This is a genomic window from Mycolicibacterium duvalii, from assembly GCF_010726645.1.
GTDB classification, from domain to species: Bacteria; Actinomycetota; Actinomycetes; order Mycobacteriales; family Mycobacteriaceae; genus Mycobacterium; species Mycobacterium duvalii.
This window is the reverse complement of the sequence record NZ_AP022563.1, coordinates 4,870,755-4,888,397: the sequence shown is the minus strand read 5'-3', so window position 1 is coordinate 4,888,397 and position 17,643 is coordinate 4,870,755. Positions and strand designations below refer to the sequence as shown.

At 68.8% G+C, this 17,643-nt stretch carries 19 protein-coding genes; 9 read left to right on the top strand and 10 right to left on the bottom strand.

Annotated features, from left to right (window positions below):
- Window positions 1-6: 6 nt before the first annotated feature.
- Window positions 7-312 carry a hypothetical protein gene (locus G6N31_RS23145; protein WP_098002159.1) on the top strand — a complete coding sequence of 102 codons (306 nt, stop codon included), beginning with the start codon at window positions 7-9 and terminating at the stop codon, window positions 310-312.
- On the opposite strand, the gene G6N31_RS23140 is transcribed toward G6N31_RS23145, so the two are convergent.
- Complete coding sequence (locus G6N31_RS23140) at window positions 309-731, bottom strand: VOC family protein (RefSeq protein ID WP_098002160.1); 423 nt, start codon at window positions 729-731, stop codon at window positions 309-311. The genes G6N31_RS23145 and G6N31_RS23140 overlap by 4 nt on opposite strands.
- A gap of 2 nt (window positions 732-733) precedes the next feature.
- Complete coding sequence (locus G6N31_RS23135; protein ID WP_098002161.1) at window positions 734-1,504, bottom strand: SDR family NAD(P)-dependent oxidoreductase; 771 nt, start codon at window positions 1,502-1,504, stop codon at window positions 734-736.
- 94 nt (window positions 1,505-1,598) lie between these two features.
- Here G6N31_RS23135 and G6N31_RS23130 point away from each other — a divergent pair, with 94 nt between their 5' ends.
- A complete protein-coding gene (locus G6N31_RS23130) occupies window positions 1,599-2,273 on the top strand; it encodes a nitroreductase family protein (RefSeq protein ID WP_098002246.1) in 675 nt (224 codons plus the stop codon).
- Here G6N31_RS23130 and G6N31_RS23125 read toward each other — a convergent pair.
- The 3 genes from G6N31_RS23125 to G6N31_RS23115 are packed head-to-tail and all read right to left on the bottom strand — an operon-like array spanning window position 2,270 to window position 4,822.
- Window positions 2,270-3,193: a TIGR03564 family F420-dependent LLM class oxidoreductase gene (locus G6N31_RS23125; RefSeq protein ID WP_098002162.1), complete on the bottom strand. Its 924-nt coding sequence runs from the start codon at window positions 3,191-3,193 to the stop codon at window positions 2,270-2,272. The genes G6N31_RS23130 and G6N31_RS23125 overlap by 4 nt on opposite strands.
- A gap of 4 nt (window positions 3,194-3,197) precedes the next feature.
- Window positions 3,198-4,043, bottom strand: a complete 846-nt coding sequence (locus G6N31_RS23120; protein WP_098002163.1) for an SDR family NAD(P)-dependent oxidoreductase — start codon at window positions 4,041-4,043, stop codon at window positions 3,198-3,200.
- Window positions 4,044-4,078: 35 nt separating this feature from the next.
- On the bottom strand, window positions 4,079-4,822 hold the full coding sequence (locus G6N31_RS23115) for an SDR family NAD(P)-dependent oxidoreductase (RefSeq protein ID WP_098002247.1): 744 nt from the start codon (window positions 4,820-4,822) through the stop codon (window positions 4,079-4,081).
- Between the two features lie 76 nt (window positions 4,823-4,898).
- On the opposite strand from G6N31_RS23115, the gene G6N31_RS23110 reads away from it, so the two are divergent.
- Entirely contained in the window at window positions 4,899-6,086 is a 1,188-nt protein-coding gene (locus G6N31_RS23110) for a cytochrome P450 (protein WP_098002164.1), read from the top strand.
- A gap of 88 nt (window positions 6,087-6,174) precedes the next feature.
- On the opposite strand, the gene G6N31_RS23105 is transcribed toward G6N31_RS23110, so the two are convergent.
- Window positions 6,175-7,770 carry a GMC family oxidoreductase gene (locus G6N31_RS23105; RefSeq protein ID WP_098002165.1) on the bottom strand — a complete coding sequence of 532 codons (1,596 nt, stop codon included), beginning with the start codon at window positions 7,768-7,770 and terminating at the stop codon, window positions 6,175-6,177.
- 90 nt (window positions 7,771-7,860) lie between these two features.
- On the opposite strand from G6N31_RS23105, the gene G6N31_RS23100 reads away from it, so the two are divergent.
- Both G6N31_RS23100 and G6N31_RS23095 read left to right on the top strand, forming a co-directional pair.
- Window positions 7,861-8,904, top strand: a complete 1,044-nt coding sequence (locus G6N31_RS23100; protein WP_098002166.1) for a S1C family serine protease — start codon at window positions 7,861-7,863, stop codon at window positions 8,902-8,904.
- A complete protein-coding gene (locus tag G6N31_RS23095; protein WP_098002167.1) occupies window positions 8,901-9,986 on the top strand; it encodes an ATP-dependent DNA ligase in 1,086 nt (361 codons plus the stop codon). The genes G6N31_RS23100 and G6N31_RS23095 overlap by 4 nt, the downstream gene beginning before the upstream one ends.
- Here the strand turns inward: G6N31_RS23095 and G6N31_RS23090 are convergent, their stop codons facing one another.
- Window positions 9,987-11,288 (bottom strand): DUF222 domain-containing protein, encoded by a 1,302-nt coding sequence (locus G6N31_RS23090; RefSeq protein WP_098002248.1) that lies wholly within the window; start codon window positions 11,286-11,288, stop codon window positions 9,987-9,989.
- 192 nt (window positions 11,289-11,480) lie between these two features.
- Between G6N31_RS23090 and G6N31_RS23085 the strand changes: the two genes are divergently transcribed.
- Window positions 11,481-12,134, top strand: coding sequence for an MBL fold metallo-hydrolase (locus G6N31_RS23085; RefSeq protein ID WP_098002168.1), 654 nt, complete (start codon window positions 11,481-11,483; stop codon window positions 12,132-12,134).
- Here the strand turns inward: G6N31_RS23085 and G6N31_RS23080 are convergent.
- Entirely contained in the window at window positions 12,103-13,095 is a 993-nt protein-coding gene (locus G6N31_RS23080; RefSeq protein ID WP_098002169.1) for a phosphotransferase enzyme family protein, read from the bottom strand. The genes G6N31_RS23085 and G6N31_RS23080 overlap by 32 nt on opposite strands.
- Window positions 13,096-13,139: 44 nt before the next feature.
- On the opposite strand from G6N31_RS23080, the gene gluQRS reads away from it, so the two are divergent.
- Window positions 13,140-14,024, top strand: coding sequence for a tRNA glutamyl-Q(34) synthetase GluQRS (gene gluQRS, locus G6N31_RS23075; protein WP_098002170.1), 885 nt, complete (start codon window positions 13,140-13,142; stop codon window positions 14,022-14,024).
- Here the strand turns inward: gluQRS and G6N31_RS23070 are convergent.
- Window positions 14,009-14,410: a rhodanese-like domain-containing protein gene (locus G6N31_RS23070; RefSeq protein WP_098002171.1), complete on the bottom strand. Its 402-nt coding sequence runs from the start codon at window positions 14,408-14,410 to the stop codon at window positions 14,009-14,011. The genes gluQRS and G6N31_RS23070 overlap by 16 nt on opposite strands.
- On the opposite strand from G6N31_RS23070, the gene G6N31_RS23065 reads away from it, so the two are divergent.
- Window positions 14,363-15,013 (top strand): Lrp/AsnC family transcriptional regulator, encoded by a 651-nt coding sequence (locus G6N31_RS23065; protein WP_234815192.1) that lies wholly within the window; start codon window positions 14,363-14,365, stop codon window positions 15,011-15,013. The genes G6N31_RS23070 and G6N31_RS23065 overlap by 48 nt on opposite strands.
- Window positions 15,014-15,050: 37 nt before the next feature.
- The gene (locus G6N31_RS23060; RefSeq protein WP_098002172.1) at window positions 15,051-16,415 is read left to right on the top strand and encodes a flavin monoamine oxidase family protein; all 1,365 of its coding nucleotides are present in this window, start codon (window positions 15,051-15,053) and stop codon (window positions 16,413-16,415) included.
- A 6-nt stretch (window positions 16,416-16,421) separates the two neighbouring features.
- Here the strand turns inward: G6N31_RS23060 and G6N31_RS23055 are convergent, their stop codons facing one another.
- Complete coding sequence (locus tag G6N31_RS23055) at window positions 16,422-17,639, bottom strand: cytochrome P450 (protein ID WP_098002173.1); 1,218 nt, start codon at window positions 17,637-17,639, stop codon at window positions 16,422-16,424.
- Between the last annotated feature and the right edge of the window lie 4 nt (window positions 17,640-17,643).

The following is a 17,643-nucleotide window of genomic DNA, read 5'->3' as shown; positions in this document are numbered from 1 at the left end:
TTACGAATGGCCGAATCCTCAAAGACCGAATCCCCCAAGACCGGGGCCGCCAACACCGAGAGGACGACGCACCGCGACGCCGTCCAACGGGTACGGGAAGCCCAGACGTTCGCCGTCGAGCTGCCGTTGGTGGGACGGGTCCGTATCCCCCGACCGGAGCAGCTGGCGTTCTACGGTGCGCTCGGCGCGCTGGCTGCGGCCCAGATCATCGAGTGGCCCGTGGCGCTGGCGCTGGCCGCCGGGCATGCGCTGCTGCAGAACGAGCACAGCCGGGTGGCGCAGGAGATCGGCGAAGCCCTCGAGGACGCCTAGCGGACAGGCCGCACCTTCTCGTTGACCAGTTCGAGGAGTTGACCGTCGGGGTCGCGGACCATGCACGCGTATCCGCCGCCGGGATCGGCGATGACACCGCCGCCACCGGCGGTCACCGCGGCCTGTGCGGCACCCATGTCGGCCACGGCGATCGACAGGTGCGTCAGGCCGGCGCCGACCATACCGCGCTCCGGCTCGTCGGGCGCCGGATAGCCCGAGAACGTCAGCAGCTGCAACACGACGCCGCCGTTGCGCAGGTACACCGCCTCGAAACCGATCGGTGGCGCCAGCCCGAGCAGGCCCTCGGCCATCTGGTCGGGCACAGTGAGTCGTTTGACCTCACTGAAACCCAAGGCCTCGTAAAAGGCGACGGACGTGTTCAGATCACGGACCCGCAGGCCGATGTGGCTGACATCCACCATCAGACCCCCGCCGGTCCCGGACCGCCGTGCATGTAGAGCGTCTGCCCCGAGCAGTAACTCGACGCGTCGGAGGCGAAAAAGAGCACTCCGTAACCGATCTCGTCGGGCTCGGCGATGCGGCCCGAGGCGTTGGTCTGACCGATCATGTCGATGTCGAAGCCCTGGCGCTGAGCGTCGGCTTCCAGGCCGGGAGTGCGGATGGCACCGCACGCAATGCAGTTGACGCGTACGCCTTTTCGGGTCCACGCCGCCGCCATCGAACCGGTCAGGTTGTTCAGTGCCGCCTTGGCCGCTCCGTAGACCGCAGCCTGCGGCATGGCCAGCAGGCTGGCCCCCGACGAAATGTTGACGATAGCGCCCTTGCCCTGCGCGATCATCGGCTTGGCCGCGGCCCGCGACAGGTACCACGCGCTGGACAGGTTGAGCTCGAGCACCTGGTGGAACTCCTCGTCGGTCCATTTCATCAGCGACTTGGTCTCGCCGCCGCCGGCGTTGTTGAGCAGGACGTCGAGGTGTCCGAACTCGCCGAGGGCGGCGTCGACCAGCGCCTGACACTCGTCGGCCTCGGTCACGTCGGTCGGTGCCACCAGGGCGCGACGGCCGAGGGCTTCGATGTCGGCAGCAGTCGCCTTCAACGGCTCCTCCCGCCGGCCGGCCAGCACGATGTCCGCGCCGCGCTCAGCGAGCACCAGCGCCGACGCGCGCCCGATGCCGGTGCCGCCGCCGGTGATGACCGCGACCCGCCCTTCCATCGAAAACCTGTCGCTCACAGCGCCACTCCCGTCATCGCTACCCGTGTGCAGTACGACTGTACAGCATCGTGGGCCCTCGACAACCCCGCGTGGGTCGAGTACACCAATGGGCATGCCCCATCCGACCAACGACGTCTGGGAAGTGCTGTCCACGGCGCGCTCGATCCGGCGGTTCACCGACGAGCCGGTCGACGCCGAAACGCTCGACCGCTGCCTGCAGGCGGCCACCTGGGCTCCCAACGGCGCCAACGCGCAATTGTGGCGGTTCATCGTGCTCGACGGTGCACAACAGCGCGCCGCGGTGGCGCAGGCCGCCAAGATCGCACTGGAGTCCATCGAATCCATCTACGGCATGACACGCCCGGACCCCACCGACGACAGCCGGGCGGCCCGCAACAACCGCGCCACCTACGAACTGCACGATCGGGCCGGTGAGTTCACGTCGGTGTTGTTCGCGGCGTACAAGAACGAGTTCTCGTCGGAGTTCCTGCAGGGCGGCTCCATCTACCCGGCGCTGCAGAACTTCTACCTCGCCGCACGCGCCCAAGGCCTGGGGGCCTGCATCACGAGTTGGGCGTCCTACGGCGGCGAGCAGGCGCTGCGCGATGCGGTGGGCATTCCCGACGAATGGTTCCTGGCCGGGCACGTGGTGGTGGGCTGGCCGCGCGGACGGCACGGCCCGGTGCGCCGCCGGCCGCTGTCGGATGTGGTGTTCCGCAACCGCTGGGATCCGGAACGCGCGGACATCACCTATGGCCGCGGCGCACGGCCGCGCGGCGGGGGTTAGCGCGTCAGAGCACTCAACAGGGTGCGCGTTCGCTGCAGCGAGGCCGACCGCTGCGTCCGGTCCTGCCCCACCGCGACGGGCTGGGCCCACACATCGGTCGCGCCGGCGTCGATCAGCTCGGTGAGCTGCCGGGCCACCGCCGCCTCGTCGCCGACGATGGCGACGTCGGCGGCACGCTGCCCGCCACCGGCGCGAATGATGTTCGCGTAGTTGCTCATCCGCTCGTACCCGGATGCGGTCGCGGCGATCGCGGCCCGGGCATCCGCCGCGTCGTCGTGCACCGCCACCGGCAGGCCCGCGACGATGCGCGGCGCCGGTCTGCCGTGCCGCGCGCACGCGTCGCGCAGCGTCGGTCCGATGCGCCCGGCGATGACGGTCGCCGACGCCATCCACAGCACCACCCCGTCGGCGAATTCGCCGGCAGCCTCGAGCATCCGCGGAGACAACGCGGAGACCAGGACGGGCACCCGGTACTCGAGGGACACCATCCGGCCTCCGCTGTGGGCACTCCAGTACGTCCCGTCGACGTCCACGTCGGCGCCCGCCAGCAGCGCCGTGACGATCTGCAGGTACTCGCGGGTGCTGGCCGCCGGGTGGGCGTAGGACAGCCCCAGCACGTCGCTCACGATCGGTTCGTGCGAGGGACCCAGGCCGAGCGTCAGGCCGGGGCGTCCCATCGCGTTCGCCGCCGCGGCGACGCGGTTGGCCTGCAGCAGCGGATGACACGGGTAGGTCTGCAGCACTGCGGTGCCGAGCTCGATCGAAGTCGTGGCCCGACCGGCGATCGCCATCGCCACCAGCGGATCTCCCGCTACGCCACTGGCGTACCACAGCGAGGTGAACCCGTCGGCTTCGGCGCGTTGGGCCTGGGTGACGATCTTGTCGACGGTGGCGCCACCGCCGGTCAGTCCGATCCGCATGCGCTCATCGCATCACATGGGACTGCTGCGCGACCGGGTGGACGCCGAAAAGGTCACGGTACGAGGGCGGTTGGCGGTCCCCGTCGTCCTTGATGCCGTACCTGGCCGCCAGCTCGGCGCCGATCAGCGCCTGCCCGCTGAGTGCCATCACCTCCGGGTCGCAGAACAGCTCCCAGATCACGTGTCCGGTCAACTCCGGGGTTTCGGCGGTCTCGAGGATGTAGCCGAGCTTGTCCGGATTACTCGCGACGATCGCCCGGACCCGGTCGGTCAGCAGCGAACCCATCCAAATCGAGACCGCGGCGACACCGACATCGCGGAAGTCGTAGGCCATGTCGGCGGCCATCTTGTCGGCGCCGGCCTTCGGAACGCCGTAGGCGGGACCGAACGCGTAGTGCACCGCGCCGGAGGACGACGTGAACACCACCAGGCCCTTGCGGTGCGGCACCATCAGCGGCGCGGCGTAGACGGTGGCGACATAGCTGCTGCGCAGGCCGACATCCAGGGTGTCGATGACGTTGAGCGGCTCTTCCCAGAACTTGGTACGGCCCATCATCTCGTCGCGGATGATCGCGGCGTTGTTGACCAGGATGTCGAGGTGGCCGTGCTCCTCGCCGACCCGCTCGAAGAACGCGGCCACCTGCTCGTCGTCACCGTGGTCGACGCGCGCCGCGATCCCGTGGCCGCCGGCAGCGGTGACCGCAGCGGCGGTCTGATGAATCGTGCCGCCGTCGCCGTCCACGGTGCGGCCGGTCACGTAGACGGTGCATCCGTGCGCCCCGAGTGCATGCGCGATACCGGCGCCGGCGCCTCGACTGGCTCCGGTGACGACGGCAACGGCTCCGGTCATGCGGCCTCCTCGCTTCTGTCCCGGTGCATCGGGATTCACAGCACCGCACCTCCGTTCACCCCGATGACCTGGCCCGTCACGTATCCAGCGGCGTCCGAACACAGGAACGAGCACACCGCGGCCACATCGGAGGGGGCGCCGACGCGGCCCGCCGGGATGGCCTGCGTCAGATACTCGTCCGGCGGCAGCTTGCCCTCGGCCTGCTGTCTGCGCAGCATCGGGGTCTCGATCGCGAAGGGAGGCACGGAGTTCGCGGTGATGCCGTGGCGTGCGTAGTCGCGCGCCACGGTCTTCGTCATCGCGATCACGCCGCCCTTGGTTGCCGAGTAGTGCCCCTGACGCGGTGCGCCCTGCTGGCCTGCTGCCGACGAGATCGTCACAACGCGGCCCCATCCCGCGGCGACCATGTCCGACAGCGCTGCGCGGATGCTCAGGAACGTCCCCGACAGATTCACTGCGAGGTAGCGGTTCCACTCGTCGAGGGTGATCTTGTCGAAGCGGGTGAAGCCGCCGATCGCCGCGCTGGTGACCAGGATCTCGACGGGACCCAATTCCGTTCTTACGGCATCGAAGGCGCGCGCGACGGCGTCCTCGTCGGACACGTCGACCGCGAAGCCGACGGCGATGGCCCCGCGACTGCGCAGATCAGCCGCAACCCTGTCCGCCGCGTCCGCGTCGAGATCGAGGACGGCCACCCGGTGTCCGTCGCCGGTCAGGCCCGCGCAGATCGCCTCGCCCAGCCCCGACGCTCCGCCGGTCACCACCGCTACACGACTCACCACATCTCCTCACACGCTGTACGGATGTATAGCACAGCCTATATGCTCGCACGAACCAGCCGGCAAGGAGAGCACGTTGAGCGATCTGTACTACGACCCGTGGCACGTCGACATCGACATCGACCCCTATCCGACCTACCGCCGGTTGCGCGACGAGGCGCCCGTGTACCGCAACGACGAGCACGGCTTCTGGGGCTTGAGCCGGTACGCCGATGTGGATGCGGCGCTGAAGGATACGACGCGACTCAGTTCCGCCAAGGGTGACATCCTCGAGGTCGTCATGACGGATCCGGTGATGCCTCCCGGCATCTTCATCAACGAGGATCCCCCGCTGCACACCATCCACCGCGCGATCGTCGCCAGGGCATTCACGCCGAAGAAGATGCGGGCGATCGAGGACAAGATCCGCGCGTTCTGTGTCGCGTGTCTCGATCCGCTCGTCGGTGGCGACCGGTTCGACTTCGTCGAAGACCTGGGCGCCGAACTGCCCATGCGCACGATCGGCATGCTCGCCGGCATCCCCAACTCCGAACAGCCGGCGGTGCGCGAGCATGCCAACGAAGTGCTCCGCAATGAGGCCGGAAAGCCGATGGCGATCGCTAAGGACCGCTACTTCACCGGCGAGATGTTCGGCGAGTACATCGAATGGCGGGAGAACAACCCGTCCGACGACCTGATCACCGAGCTGTTGAACGTCGAGTTCGAGGACGAGACCGGCACGGTCCGCAAGCTGACCAAGCAGGAGCTCACCGTGTTCCTCGCGGTCGTCGCCGGAGCGGGCGTCGAGACCACCGGCCGCCTGTTCGGATGGATGGGCAAGGTGCTGGCAGAACACCCGGACCAGCGCAAGGAGCTGACCAGCACCCCTACGTTGATCCCGTCCGCGATCGAGGAGCTGCTGCGCTACGAACCGCCGGGTCCGCATGTCGCGCGCTACGTCGCCACCGGCGACGTCACGTTCCACGGGGTCGTCGTACCGGAGGGAAGCCCGCTGCTGTTGATGCTCGCCTCCGCCAACCGCGATGAACGGCAGTTCCAGAACGCCGACCGATTCGACATCCACCGCAAGCCGGGGGGTCACCTCACCTTCGGTCGCGGGGCCCACTTCTGCGTCGGCGCCCCATTGGCCCGGCTCGAGGGCCGCGTCGCGCTTGAGGAGGTGCTCAAGCGCTGGCCGGAGTGGGACATCGACATGAGCTGCGCCCGCCGATCGCGGACCTCGACCGTGCGCGGTTGGGACAGCATGCCCGCGGTGATCCGATGAAAGCATCCCGCGTCGCGGTGATCACCGGTGCCGCGCGGGAGCAGGGCCCAAGCTACGGAGCGCGCCACATCGCCGTGATGTCGCCGCCTCAGCGGCCGTGCAGGATGAAATCCGCTGCCCGCCAGGCCATCGCCATCACGGGACCGTTGAGGTTGCCGGCTACGATCGTCGGCATCACCGAGCAGTCCACCACCCGCAGACCCTCGACGCCCCGGACGCGCAGCTGGTTGTCGACCACATCGTGGTCGCTGGGCCCCATCGCGCACGTCCCGACGGCGTGGTAGCCGCAGTAGCCACCGTCCAACGCGGCGTCGACGAGTTCGTCGTCGCTGCGCACTCGCGGTCCGGGATAGGTCTCGCCGCTGATCCGCTCGGCAATCGGCGACTGCTCGAAGATCGACCGCATCCTGCGCAGCAGCTTGGCTGTGGTGTCGCGGTCGTAATCGGTGTTCAGATAGTTCGGATTGATACGCAGCGCGGCAGCAGGATCGGCCGAGGTGATCTCCAGGTAACCCTCCGACGTCGGGCGCAGGACCATGCCCAGGCAGGACAGCCCCGCCTCGCGCTGGATCGCCACGGGTTCGCCGACGTTGTAGGGCGGTAGCGTGTAGGGGCCCATCATCACCTGACTGTCGGGCCGCTCGGCGTCGGGCCGGGCCTTGACGAAGCCGACCACGTCGAACGACGGTGCGGCCAGCGGGCCCCTGCGGTTGGCCAGATACTTCATCCCGGTGGCTGCCTGGCCCACGGCGGTGGCCAGGTACCGGTTGTAGCCGAGGTCCTCCCTGAGACCGAACCGCAATGTCGCACAACGATGTTCGCGGAGGCCGCGGCCCACCCGGTCGTGCTCCACCCGCACCGCGACGCCGGCTGCCGAGAGCACCTCCCGTGGACCGATACCCGAGAGCTGCAACAGTTTCGGCGAATTCAGGCTGCCCATCGACACGATCACCTCACGCGCGTGCAGCTGTTCGACGCCACTGGGTGTGGTGACTTCGACACCCACGGCGCGCTGCCCCTCGAACAGCACAGTGCGCACGATCGCGCCGGTGCGCACCGTCAGGTTCGGCCGGCGCAGTGCGGGCTTGAGGAACGCCGTGGCGGCGCTGACGCGCCGGCCCTTCCGGATCGTCGAGGTCGCGTAACCGATGCGCTCACCGTCGGATTCGTTGATGTCCGCGACCCGCCACATACCGGTGCGGGTCGCTGCGTCGATCATCTCCTCGCACAGCGGGTCGGGGTCGCGGGGCACCGAGATGTGCAGAGGGCCGCCGGTGCCGCGCGTCGGGGACGGCCCGAACTCGTTGTTCTCGAAACTCTTGAAGATGGGCAGAATGTCGTCCCAGCCCCAGCCCTTGTTGCCGAGGCGTTCCAGCCCGTCGTAGTCGGCGCGGTTGCCGCGGTTGTAGATCAGACCGTTGATGGAGCTGGACCCGCCGAGGACCTTGCCCCGCATCCACTGCTCGACGTGCGGCGTCGGCCCGAACGGCGTGGTCTCGTAGTGCCACATGTACTTTTCGGTCTCGAAGACCTTGCCGGCGCCTTTGGGGATGTGGAACCACGGGCTGCGATCGGCGCCGCCGGCCTCGAGCAGCAAGACGCGGACGGCGGGGTCGGCCGACAGCCGGTTGGCCAGCACACAGCCGGCCGAGCCGGCCCCGGCGATGATGTAGTCGTAGCGCATCTTCCACCTCTCGCTCACGCTGTACAGACGTATAGTATGCGTGATGTCCGGCAGCCACCGGCATATGACCGTCACTTGTAGTCTGACCCGATGAAGTCGGGATGGATCGCGGTCGTCGCAATCGCCGTGTTGACGGTGGCCGGATGCGGACAGAATGCACAGCAGAACTCGCCGACTTCGGCGGCGCCGCCCCCTTCGACCGCGGCGACCACGAGTGCGTCGCCGCCCCCGGCCGCGCCGTCGGCGACCGGCTTCGCAGACCTCGTCGAACGGGTGGGTCCCAGCGTCGTCACCATCCAGCTCGACGGCGGCGTGGGCAGCGGAGTGGTCCTGCGTCCCGACATCATCGTCACCAACGCCCATGTCGTGGGACGCGCCCGCGAGGTCACGATCGGCTTCGCCGACGGCGTCAGCGCGACCGGACGAGTGCTCGCCACCGACGATGTGACGGATCTGGCGGTCGTGCGCTCCGAACGCGGTGACCTCCCGGTGCCCGAGTACCGCAGTGATCTGCCCCGCCCGGGCGAGATCGCGATCGCCATCGGCAGCCCTCTCGGGTTCGAGAACACCGCGACGGCCGGCATCATCTCCGGGCTCAACCGCAACATCCCGGATTCGGCAGTGGAAGGCTCGTCGCTGGTCGACCTCATCCAAACCGATGCCTCCATCTCGCCGGGGAACTCCGGTGGAGCGCTGCTCGATTCCGAAGGACGGGTGGTCGGCATCAACGAGGCCTACATCCCGCCGACCGCCGGCGCCGTGTCGCTGGGATTCGCGATTCCGACCTCGACCGTGCTGGACGTCACCGAGCAGTTGCTCACCGACGGGCGCGCCACGCACTCCTTCCTCGGCGTCTCGACCAGCCGCCTCACTCCGGCCATCCGGCAGGAGCTGCGGGTCCCGGTGGAGAACGGCGCGCTGGTTCGCGGGGTGGAGCGTGGCAGTCCCGCGGCAGCCGCCGGTGTGCGGCCCGGAGACGTCATCGTCGAGTTGGGCGGCGAGCGAGTGGAATCGGTGGAGGACCTACTCGGCGCGCTGCGCCGCACCGCGCCCGATTCACGGCAGCCGCTGGTGGTGATGCGCGGCGGCCAGCGGGTCACCCTGGACGTGACGATCGGGTCGCGCGGCGGATGAGGCTGCCCGTCGTGCCGCCGGTGGCGCCGATGCTGGCCAAACCGGTGGCCGAGGTGCCCGGCGACCCCGCCGAGTATCTCTACGAGCCCAAGTGGGACGGATTCCGGTCGATCCTGTTTCGCGACGGCGACGAGATCGAGTTGGGCAGCCGCAAGGAGCGGCCGATGACGCGGTACTTCCCGGAGTTGGTGGAGGCCGCCCGCGCCGAGTTGCCCGCGCGGTGCGTGATCGACGGCGAGATCGTGATCGCCACCGGTGACCGCTTGGACTTCGAGGCACTGCAGCTGCGGCTGCACCCGGCCGCGTCGCGGGTGCGCATGCTGGCCGCACAGACACCCGCGGCGTTCATCGCGTTCGACCTCCTCGCGCTCGGCGACACCGATTACACCGGCGCCCCGTTCGCCGAGCGTCGCGAGGCGTTGGTCCACGCCCTCGCCGGCGCGGGCACCACGATCCACGTCACCCCGGCCACGACCGACCCCGTCGTGGCCCACCGCTGGTTCACCGACTTCGAGGGCGCCGGACTCGACGGGGTCATCGCCAAGCGCAGGGATCTGACCTACCAGCCGGACAAGCGGGTGATGTTCAAGCTCAAGCACCAGCGCACCGCGGATTGCGTGGTCGCCGGTTACCGCCCGCACAAGTCGGGGCCGGACGCCGTGGGCTCGCTGCTGCTCGGCCTCTACGACGACGACGGGACGCTGGCGTCGGTCGGTGTCATCGGCGCGTTCCCGATGGCCCGCCGGCGCGAACTGGTCACCGAGCTGGCGCCATTGGTGACGACGTTCGATCAGCATCCGTGGGACTGGGCCGCACAGGCCGCCGCTGATCCCGAGTTGGCCCGCCGTTACGGCGGCGGGTCGCGGTGGAATGCGGGTAAGGACCTGTCGTTCGTGCCGCTGCGCCCCGAACGCGTGGTGGAGGTTCGCTATGACCACATGGAAGGACAGCGGTTCCGGCACACCGCGCAGTTCAACCGGTGGCGCCCGGACCGGGACCCGCGCTCGTGCACCTACGACCAGCTCGAGCGTCCGGTCACCTTTCGGCTCGACGACATCGTCGACGGCCTGAGTCGGCACTGATCACCGACTCTCGATATTGGGCGGGTCGGGGTCGCCGCGCAACAACTCGTCGGGATGGTGCACGCGGTTGATCCGCGGTGGTGACAGGCCGTCGGTCCACGCCAGACGTCCGCTGCGGACTGTCGCGGACATCCGCCCCAGAGTGAGCAACTTGTGGTCGGGCCCGCAGCCGAAGAACAGGGCATCGGCGTCGGTGCGACCGCCCTTGCCCCATTCGTCGTCGTGGTGGACCTCGCAGTGGTAGCCGGGCGCCGTACAGTTCGGTCGGGTGCAGCCGCCGTCGCGGGCGTAGCAGATCATCCGCTGATCCGTTGTGGCGATGCGCGTTTGCCTCCCGAGATACAGCGGACGTTCGGTGTGGCCGTCGAAGACGGCGAGATAGTGGATGGCGTCGCTGGCCATCCGGATGACGTCGCGCATCGGCAGCGCGGTGTCACCCCCGGTGCGGGCCGGCGACGGCATCGAGACGTTCGGGTCGTTGACTGCGTGCGCCGCCTGGTTCAGGTCGGCCAGCGTGGTGCGCACGATCACCGTCACGGGATGACCGCGATGGGAACCCATTTCGCCGGATGCGATGCCGAGTTTGAGACCGAGCTTGATTCCGTCGTGGCAGCGCTGCGCCACGCTGCGGAGGTCGGGCAACTCCGCGACGGATCCGTCGGGCAGATACCGCCCAGGGCGCACCGCCGCGGCGCACGCCTCGATGTAGCACCTGGTCTCCGGGTCGACGACTCCACTGATCCGCGACAGCCCGTCGCTGCGCTGGGGTCCCAATCGGACGCCCCGCTGCTGCGCGCGGTCGGCTTCGTCGAGGTGGCCGTCGGGGTTGAAGAGATCGTCGATGCGCTGACCGACCACCGTGACGATGTCGGCGTCGCTACGCTCGGCTTCCCGCACCAGGCTGGTCTCGACATCCGTACGATCGTCGGCCGACGTGGCCGACGGCAGCTTCTTCAGAACCTTCGTGATCGCCGTGACATGGTCGTCCCCGATGCGCCCCGACCGCACGGCGTCGGCCACCGCCGGCAGAAGCGGAGACAGCGGCGGACCCGAAAGCTGACGACGGCCACAGATATTGCCGGCCAACTTCATTCGCCGTTTGACTTCCCGGGGTGGGATGCGCAACCGCATGCTCAACCGGACCGGCAGCTCGGGCAGCATTCCGCTTTCGTCGGGAGGGTCGGCGACCTCGCCGAAAACCCGGTACATCAGGCCGCGATTGAGTCGCTCCTGTGTCTCGAGGCGTTCGGCCATCTCGACCCGAAAGCGATTCCCGACGCCGTCGGAGGACAACAGCTGCATCTCCTGATACGCAGCGTCAACCTGGTCCAGCAGGACGCCGAACCGTTCTTGTGCGCTTGCGGGAATCACCCCTCCAGAATATCGATCATTTGTTCGAACATTGCGCACCGAATTCCGAAGCTGTGGATGAATCGGAGCCTGGGGATGAACCCTCCTTGACCTCAACCATGCTTGAGGTTGCAGTCTGGGATCATGCGTAAGATATTCGACGATTTATGGGAGACGCGGGTCGACTCCCCGTTCCCCGGCTTGACCACTCACGCGTACCTGTGGACCACGCGCCGCGTGCTGTTCTACTCGCCGGCCACCGCGGCCGACTTCGACGAGCTGGACTCCCTCGGCGGCGTGGCTCACCAGTACCTGTCTCATCGGGACGAAGCCGGCCCGGTGCTCGGCCAGATCAAGAAACGTTTCGGGGCGCTACTTCATGCTCCTGCAGGCGATCTCGCGGACATCGCGAAGCACACCCCGGTCGACATCGGCGTCGACGGACGTCACACCGACGACAACGGCGTCGAGATCGTGCCGACACCCGGCCACTCCCCCGGCGCGGTCTGCTATCTGGTGTCCGGCGCCGAAGGCCGCTACCTGTTCACCGGGGACACCTTGTTCCGCGGCGCGGACGGGCGCTGGCACGCCGGCTACATCGACGGATTACACCGGCCCGCCGACGCCGAGACGATCGCCGACAGCCTCGACGTGCTGGCCCGCCTGGTCCCGGACTTCGTGATATCCAGTGCGTTCGGCGGGGATTCGGCCGTGCATCGAATCGAGGCGTGGCACGACATCCTCGCCGAGGCGAAGCAGGGTCTGCCTACTCGTAGCGCATCCAGCCGCGGTCACTGAGGTAGCGTCGCGCCAACGCCGCGGTGCCCGTGGCGAATCCGGTGCCGAACGTGAGCGCGGCGTCGGAGTCGGCGTGCGAGGCCACCCATGCGGTCAACATCAACCGCCGCCACATCACGAACGTCGGGATCATCGCCAGGTGTGCGGGGGGTATCGCCCGAACCTCCCGATAGCCGTGCAGCCAATCGGAGATCATCCGCTGTGCGTCCGGGGTGTCTTCGATGAAGGACACCACCGCGCCGAGATCAGCCAGGTACCAGGACCATCCGCTGTCGTCGAAGTCGATGACCGTCAGTCCCGACGGTCCGGTGGCGGCGACCATCAGGTTGGCCATCCGCAGATCGGCATGGATCAGCCCGAAGCGGTCCGGTGTCTGTCCGAACTCCGTCAGCGTCGCCGCCACCCGGCCGGCCGCCCGCTCGACCTCGACGGCGGCGTCGTCACCCGGACCGAAAGCAGCGCGCCAGTTTCCCCACCGCGCAGCGGGTCCCAGCGTCGCGTCCAGATCCCACCGGAACCGGGTGAAGAACGCCGGCGGTGACCACCGCTCGGCGTGGTCGTGCATCTGCGCGGTCAGCTGCCCGAGTTCGTCGTAGCCCACCGCGTCCGGCCGTTCCTCGGCGGTGCAGCCGTCGACGAACGTCATCGCATCGACTGCCAAGGTGCGGTCCCCGACGACGGCGGCCACCACATCGCTTCCGTCGGCCGCCGGAATCAGCGCCGGGGTGACGACGTCGGTGTCCTGCCGCAGCGCGGTCATCCACGCCAGCTCCGATCGGATCGCCGCGAGCCCGTGGTAGCCGGGCCGGTGCACCCGCAGCACCATCGGATCGCCGTCCTCGACCAGATAGGTCGCGTTCTCCGACAGACTGAGCAGCCGCACCGGCGTGTCCGGAGCGCGGTCGTAGGCGGCCAGCGCGGCGCGGGCATAGCTGTGGTGATCGGGCGGCATACCGGACATCCCCGTAAGTCTGACGCACCCGGCCGACGGTTAACCTGGCAGGCGTGACGAGCCCCGCCGGTGCGGGCCGGTTCGCACCGAGCCCGTCGGCCGACCTGCACATCGGCAATCTGCGCACCGCGGTGCTGGCATGGCTGTTCGCCCGCTCCACCGGACGGCGCTTCCTGATGCGGGTCGAAGACCTCGACGACCGCACCGACACCGACGTCGCCGATCGGCAGCTCGCCGACCTGGCCGCCCTGGGCGTCACCTGGGACGGCGAGGTAGAACGCCAGAGCGCGCAACGGCAACGCTACGACGACGTCGTCGATCAGCTGGCAGCGGATCACCAGTTGTTCGAATGTTATTGCAGCAGAAAGGACATCGCGTCGGCGCCGCGAGCACCGCACGCACCGGAGGGGGCCTACCCGGGCACGTGTCGCGACCTGACCGCCGCACAACGCGCGGCGCGGCGCGACGCGACGCGACGTCCGCCCGCGCTGCGGCTGCGCACCGCGGTCACCTCGTACACGGTGCACGACATCGTGCACGGCGACTACACCGGCGTGGTGGACGACTTCGTGGTGCGGCGCGGTGACGGGGTCCCCGCCTACAACCTCGCGGTGGTCGTCGATGATGCGGCATCCGGCATCGACCAGGTGGTGCGCGGCGACGACCTGCTCGCATCGTCGCCGCGGCAGGCTTATCTGGCGCACCTGCTCGGATACCCGCAGCCGGTGTACGCCCATGTGCCGCTGGTGCTCAACGCCGACGGTGCCCGGCTGGCCAAACGCGACGGCGCGGTAACGCTCGCCGAGATCGGCGTGACCGAGACGCTGGCGATGATCGCCGACTCGCTGGGCTACACCGCCCGCACCCTGCCCGAGATGCTCGGCGAGTTCGATCCGCTCACATTGCCGCGCTCGCCATGGATCTACCGCCCCGGGTGAGCAGAACCGTCCAGACCTGATCCGGTGACCACCGGTAATCCCTCCCTGGCCCAGTACTCGAAACCGCCGATGAGTTCGCGCACCCGTTCATATCCCATGTCGCTCAGCGTGAATGCGGCTTTGGTCGCGCCGTTACACCCCGGCCCCCAGCAGTACACGACGATGTCAGCGCTGCGATCGGGGAGCTCGCGGCGAGCGCGCTGCGCGAGTTCCCTCCCGGGGATGTGCAGGGCACCGGGCAGGTGGCCTTGGTTCCATGCGGCCCTCGACCGGGTGTCGACCACGACCGGCGAGACGTCAGCGCCCCGGATCTGGGCAAGGTCGGCGGGGTCGATCTCGTGGGCGAGCTTGGCGGCGAAGTACTGCCGGGCATCGACTGCGGTCATGTCTTCATCTCACCGCGACTCCGGCACACACGGAATGGGCGATCCACGGAGAATCAGCGGTGCGGCCGCAATTTCAGCGAAATATCGCCGTCAATGCCGGACTTTGAACGGCCGCGGGCGGTGTTCGGTGCGATCATCGACAGCATGAGCGACGACAACCGGCTGCCGCTGGATCGGACCGATGAGGCGATCCTGCAGGCAATCCAGGAAGACGGCCGGATCAGCACCGCCGATTTGGCCCGCACTGTGTCGCTGTCACCGAGCTCGACGGCCGATCGGGTGCGGCGCCTCGTCGATGCGGGCGTCATCACCGGTTACACCGCGACGGTCTCACCCGCCGCGCTCGGCTATTCGATCATGGCCTTCGTCCGATTGGCCTATCCGTCGGGAAACTACAAACCCCTGCACGATCTGCTGGACGTGACGCCCGAGGTTGTCGAAGCCCACCACGTGACGGGGGACGACTGTTTCATCATCAAGGTGCTGGCCCGCTCGATGTCGGACCTGGAGCGACTCACCGGCCGGCTCGCCACCCTGGGTCCCGTCACGACGAATGTCGTCTACTCCAGCCCGCTGACCAGACGCAGGCTCGAACCTGCTTGATCAACCCGAGGTGGCCCGCTGTGGGACAGTGTCAGCCATGGCATCGAGGTCGGCCGACGTCATCGTCGTCGGCGCCGGCATCTCCGGGTTGGTCGCGGCGCGCACCGTGCTACAGGCGGGCCTGACGCCGCTGGTGCTGGAGGCCGACACTCGGGTGGGCGGACGCATTCTGACCGAGGAAGTACTGCCCGGGCTGTCCGTGGAGCTGGGCGCGCAGTGGATCGGTGACACCCACCACCGGATGTTCGCGCTGGCTGCCGAATTGGGTGTGGACACCTACCCGCAGTACGACGACGGGGAAACCTCCTACGAGCTGGCCGGCGCCGGTGTGCTGCGCGAGAAGGCTTTTCATACGCGGTTCGCCGCCGAGCTCGCCGACCTGCAGCGAGTGCTGCGGCGCCTCGACGCGCTGGCCGCCGAGGTTCCGCCCGATGCCCCGTGGTCGGCGCCGCACGCCGCCGAGTGGGATGCCGTCACCGCGGGCGCCTGGTACGACGCACAAGGCTTGGCACCGGTGGCCAGGGAGCTGTTGGAGATCTGCACCGTCGGCATTCTGGCTGTGCCCACCGTCGAGGTGTCGTTGCTGCACCTGCTGTTCACGATCCAGACCTGCGGTGTCACTGCGGAGTTGTTCGCCGAATCCGAGGGCGGAGCGCAGACCACGCGGTTCACCGGCGGCACCGGGGAGATCCCGAACCGGTTGGCGGCCCAGCTTTCCGACCATCTCGTCCTCGACGCGCCGGTGCAGCTGATCGAGCACAGCGCCGAACACGTCACGGTGACGTGCCGGGGCGGGCTGGTGGCGCAGGGGCGCCGGGTGATCGTCGCGATCTCCCCGGCGCTGGCCGGGCGCATCATGTACGACCCGCCGCTGTCCGGTGACCGCGATCAGCTGACCCAGCGGGCGCCCAACGCGTCGGCGATGAAGGCGTTCTTCGTCTACGACGAACCGTTCTGGCGCGCAGAGGGTCTCAACGGCCAACTGATCTCCAGCGACGGGCCGGCACGGATGTCCAATGACACCTGCCTGCCCGGCGACGATCGCGGCGTGGTGCTGCTGTTCCTCGAGGGTGACCAGGCCCGCACCTACGGCCGGTGGCCGCGCGCCGACCGGCAGGCGGCGCTGACCGCCGAATTGGTCCGGCATTTCGGTCCGCGGGCAGGCAGGCCGGAGGCCTACGTCGACGGCGAGTGGACCGACCGGCAGTGGACCCGCGGCTGCTACAACGCCAACTTCGGCCCGCTGGTATGGACCACCTACGGCCACACACTGGCCGCACCCGTCGGCGCGATCCACTGGGCGTCCACCGACACCGCCATCCGCTGGAGCGCCTACATGGAAGGCGCGGTGGAAGCCGGCGAGCGGGCGGCACTGGCCGTCATCGACGAGGTGCTGAACTAGCCCGTCTCACAACGAGACCGTCAGCTCCGACATCCCGCGCAGAGTGACATTCGGTTTGTAGCCGGGTTCACCGGCCAGCATCGCGCCGGGGAAACGCCGCGTCAGCGCCGTCAGCGCCACCGTCGCCTCCAGCCGGGCCAACGGGGCGCCGAGGCAGAAGTGCGGGCCCTTGCCGAAGCCGAGGTGGCGGATCGACGGGCGGTCGGGATCGAACTCGTCGGGGCGCCCGAAGACCGCCGGGTCGCGGTGCGCCGCAGCCAGCAACAACAGCATGTTGTCGCCCGTGGGCACGTCGGCGCCACCGATCGTCATGTCCTCGGCGGCCACCCGGCCGATCAGCTGCACCGGCGGGTCGTAGCGCAGCGTCTCCTCGATCACCACCGCGGCGCGGCCGCTGTCGGTGGCCAGCGCCCGCCACTGGGCGGGGTCACGCAGCAGCGCCAAGGTGGCGTTGGCGATCAGGTTCACGGTGGTCTCGTGGCCGGCGACGAGCAGCAGGTTGCACGTCGCGACGATCTCGTCCTCGGTGAGTTGGTCACCGGCCTCTTCGACCGCGATCAGCGCCGACATCAGGTCCTCGCCGGGATGGCGCCGACGCTCGGCGATCAGCGTCCGCAGGTAGTCACGCAGCCACAGCCCGGCGGCGAGCCGCGCCTCGTGGCCGTCCCCGGCCGCGCCGGTGACCGTCAGGAAAGGATCCAGCGATTGCGCGAGAAGCCCCGAGGCCTCGCTGAACCGGGGCTCGTCCTCGAGCGGGACACCGAGCAGGCGGCAGATCACCGCGACCGGCAGCGGATAGGCCAGGCCGGAGATCACGTCGAAGGTGCCGTCGGCTCGCGCGAGCAGATCGTCGACCAGCGCGACGATGTCGGGCTCGAGGTTCTTCACGACCTTCGGGACGAATGCCTTGCTGACCAGGCCCCGCAGCCGGGTGTGGTCGGGCGGATCGAGGAAGAGGAACCCCGGGGTTCCGACCGGGCGGGCTTCATTGCCCTCGGCGATCAACCGCTGGGTGACCGTGGACTTGAGCCGATCGCTGGCCGACGCAGGATGGCGCAGCACCTGGTCACAGTCGGCGTAGGACGTGAAGACCGCGAGATTCAGTTCGGGCAGCCGCAGCGGACCGAACTCGCGGATCTGCCGGAAGATCGGGTACGGATCAGCGCGGTGGGCCGGGTCGAGCAGCGTCACCAACAACGACTGCGGATCCGCGGCGGTGGTCATGCAG